Annotated in this window: 2 protein-coding genes; both read left to right on the top strand. The window is 74.6% G+C overall.

The window, feature by feature from the left end; all coding sequences use genetic code 11:
• Nucleotides 1–3260, top strand: a 3260-nt coding sequence (locus C1J01_RS46740) for a glycoside hydrolase family 84 protein (protein ID WP_111185441.1), incomplete at its 5' end; no start/stop codon positions are given.
• 197 nt (nt 3261–3457) lie between these two features.
• On the top strand, nt 3458–3913 hold a 456-nt coding region (locus tag C1J01_RS46735; RefSeq protein WP_181449352.1), incomplete at its 3' end, for a DUF4232 domain-containing protein.

Here is a 3913-nt window from a genome sequence, read left to right as displayed (position 1 = left end):
AGGCCGTCTCGATCAGCCCGCCCGCCCAGCGCGTCGAAAGCCGCGGCGGCGACTTCCCGCTCACCCCCGTCGTCGGACTGGTCCGTACCGGCCAGAGCGACCCGTACGCCGAGGCCGTGGTCCGCCGCACGCTGGCCGAGGCCGGCGTCAAGCAGGTACGCGCCACCGACGGCTCCGACCCCCGCACCCCCGTCACGATCTGGCTCGGCGACGGCGGCCCCGCCCTCGACGCGCTCGGCGTCGAGGGCGCCGCGGACCTGCCCGCCGAGGGGTACGTCGTGGCGACCGGTCGCGACGACGACCGCAAGCACGTCGTGCTCGACGGCGTGGACGCCGACGGCACCTACTACGCCGCCCTCACGTTCGACCAGCTCGTCCGCGAGCGTCGCGGCAACGACCGGGTGCCCGCCGTCGAGGTGCGTGACTGGCCGGCCATGCGCTACCGCGGCTCCATCGAGGGCTTCTACGGCACGCCCTGGACGCACGAGGACCGCCTGGCGCACCTCGACTACCTGGCCGCGCACAAGATGAACACCTACGAGTACGCGCCCAAGGACGACCCCTACCACCGCGACCGCTGGCGCGAGCCGTACCCGCAGGACAGGCTGGCCCAGCTCGGCGAGCTCATCGAGCGGGCCGGGTCCGGGCACGTGGACTTCACCTTCGCGATCTCGCCGGGCCTGTCGGTCTGCTACACCTCGCAGAGCGACGTGGCGGCGCTGCTGGCCAAGTTCGAGGCCATCTACGCGCTCGGCGGGCGTTCGTTCAACATCGCGCTGGACGACATCGACGCCGGCCGCTGGAACTGCGACGGCGACCGCGCGAAGTACGGCGCCCCTGGCGGTGCGGCGGCAGGACGCGCGCAGAGCGACCTGGTCAACGCCGCGCAGGCGTGGGCCGTGGCCAAGGGCGACGTCGCGCCGATCCAGATGGTGCCGACGGAGTACTACAACGTCACCCCGACGCCCTACAAGCAGGCGCTGCGCGAGGTCATGCACCCCGACGTCATCGTCCACTGGACCGGCACCGCGGTCGTCCCCGAGCGCATCACCAAGGCCCAGGCCGCCCAGGCCCGCCAGGTCTTCGGCCACCAGATCCTGGTCTGGGACAACTACCCGGTCAACGACTACGCCGCCGGGCGGCTGCTGCTGGCCCCGTACGACGGGCGTGAGCCGGGCCTGTCGGAGCAGCTCGCCGGCGTGATCTCCAACCCGATGAACCAGGCCGCCGTCAGCCGGATCGCGCTGTACTCGTTCGCCGACTTCGGCTGGAACGACACCGCCTTCGACGCCGGCGAGTCGTGGCTGCGGGCGCTGGACGAGCTGGCGGGCGACGCCGGCCTGCTGGCCGCGCTGCGGGACTTCGCCGACCTGAACACCCTCGACGGCACCCTGCACCACACCCAGTCGCCGCGGCTGGCCGAGCAGGTCGCCGCGTTCTGGACGGCCTGGCGGGCGGGCGAGCCCACGACGCTGCGCGCGTACGCCGACCGGCTGGGCGCCTCGGCGCGGCTCATCACCGAGAAGCTGCCCGACCGCGCCTTCGTGGACGAGGCCGCGTCCTGGCTGCGCGCGACCGAGCTGTGGTCGCGGGCCATGGCCGAGGCGGTGGACGTGCTGGAGGCCGTGCGCGACGGTGACGGGACGGCCGCCGTACGGGCCGCCGACGCGGCGCGCGGCCTCATCGCCGAGGCGAACGCCATCCGCGACTCGCGGGCCCCGCACAACACGCTGGCGCCGCGCGTCGGCGACGGCGTGCTCGACCGGTTCGTCTCCGACGCGCTCGCCGAGCTCGACGACTGGATCGGCGTCTCCGCCACCCGGCCGCGCGCCACCACCAGCCTGGGGACGTACCAGGACAACACTCCCGACCGCATGGTGGACGGCGACCCGGACACCTTCTTCTGGAGCAACGGCTCGCCGAGCACCGGCTCGCACGTCACCGTCGACCTCGGCGCGCCGCGCCCGATCGGGGACGTCACGCTGCTCATGGGCAAGCCGTCCAGCCCGAACGACTACATCCACGCGGGCGCGCTGGAGGTCTCCACCGACGGCGTCACCTGGACACGGCTGGCCACCGGCACCACCGCCGAGGTCAGGGCCACCGCGCCGGAGGGCACCGTGGCCCGTTACGTCCGCTACCGCGCCACCTCGTCGAACGACTACTGGCTCGTGGTCAGGGAGTTCGCCGTCGAGGTGACCGACGACTCGCTCACCCGGATCACCGTCACCGGCACCCCTTCGGGCACCGGGCTCGACCTGGCCGCCGACGGCGACCTCGGCACGGCCTACACCGCCGGCTCCGCCCCCGCCGAGGGTGACGCGCTGGTCGCCACGCTGTCCCGGGCGCGGCTGGTCGACCTGGTGATGGTCGTCGGCACCGGCTCGGCCGACGTCCAGGTGCGCACCGGCGGGCAGTGGCGGACGATCGGGCGGCTGTCGGGGCCGTACACGGAGCTCGACGCCGGCGACGTGAGCGCCGACGCCGTCCGGCTGGCCTGGACGGCGGGCGGCGAGCCGCCGCGGATCGCCGAGATCGTCCCCCGGTACGCCGACGTCCCCGTCGCCGCGCTCACCGTCGAACCCGCCTCCCTGGAGGCGGTCACGGGCGCCGAGGCCACGGTCAGCGCCGCCCTGACCTCGGGGCGGGCCGCCGAGCTCACCGGGACGCTGCGCGTCACCGGCCCGTCCGGCTGGTCCCTGCCGGAGGAGCGGGAGGTACGCGTGCCGCGCGGCGGTGGGCTGACGGTGCCGGTGGCGTTCACGCCGACGTCGTCGGGCACCCTGCGGATCGAGTTCGTCCCGTCCGCCGGCGAGCCGGTCGCCGCCGAGGTCGAGGTCGCCGCGCACCGGCCGTCCGGCACCTCGAACGTCGCGCTCAAGCGGCCGGTGACCGCGTCCTCGGTGGAGGGCGGCACGGCGTTCACCGAGGCGAACGCCGTGGACGGCGACCCGGCCACCCGCTGGTCGTCGGGGCGCACCGACGGCGAGTGGCTGTCAGTCGACCTCGGGGAGCCGGTCGACGTGGCGCGCGTGACCTTGCGCTGGGAGGCCGCGTACGGATCGGCGTACCGGATCGAGGGCTCGGCGGACGGCACCACCTGGCAGCCGCTCGCCACGGTCACCGGCGGCGACGGCGGCGTCGACACCGTCTGGATCGACCGGCCGAACGAGACCCGCCACCTGCGCATGCAGGGCGTCCAACGCGCCACCGCGTACGGCTACTCCCTGTGGGAGCTGGAGGCCTACCCCGCCTCCTGACCTCGCTGCGGTGCCCCGCCGAAGCCGACGGGGCACCGCGTGGAATCGGAACAGCGCCCCGCCGAAGCGGGCGAGGCGCATCCGAAGCGGGCGGGGCGCATCCGGTGGCGGGGAACGGGCACCCGCCCGCCCGGGAGCCAGGGGTGCCCACCCGTCCTCCGGGCCCGTCCAGTGCGGGCGGGCGGGAGGATGGGGTGGTGTCGTTCTTCTCCGCCGTCAGGGCGTTCACCCTGGCCGTGCTCTGCCTGACCGGTTGCGGGACGGCCGTCGCGCCGAGCGGGGCGGCGCCCACGGCGCGCGACCCCCACCACCCGACGGCCCTGCCGCAGCCGACGTTGCCGTCCTCTCCCCCGACGCCGTCGTGCTCCGGCGAGGAGACGATCCTCACCGCCGAGCCGGTCAACGCCGCCATGGGCCTGCGCGTCCAGTCCATGACCCTCACCAACTGCGGCGGCCAGGCGCTCCACCTCAACGGCTACCCCGGCGTCCGCCTCCTCGACGAGACCGGCGACCCCCTGGACGTCAGGATCGACGAAGGCGCCCAGCAGGTCACGACCGCGGTCCGCGACCCCGGCCCGCACCCGGTGACCCTCCGCCCGGGTGAGGATGCGCACTTCGCCCTGGTCTGGCGTAACACGTACACCGACACCACC

The sequence above is a fragment of the Nonomuraea aridisoli genome (assembly GCF_003236395.1).
GTDB lineage: Bacteria > Actinomycetota > Actinomycetes > Streptosporangiales > Streptosporangiaceae > Nonomuraea > Nonomuraea aridisoli.
The sequence above is the reverse complement of the archived record's forward strand: the minus strand, read 5'-3'. Positions and strand labels throughout refer to the sequence as shown.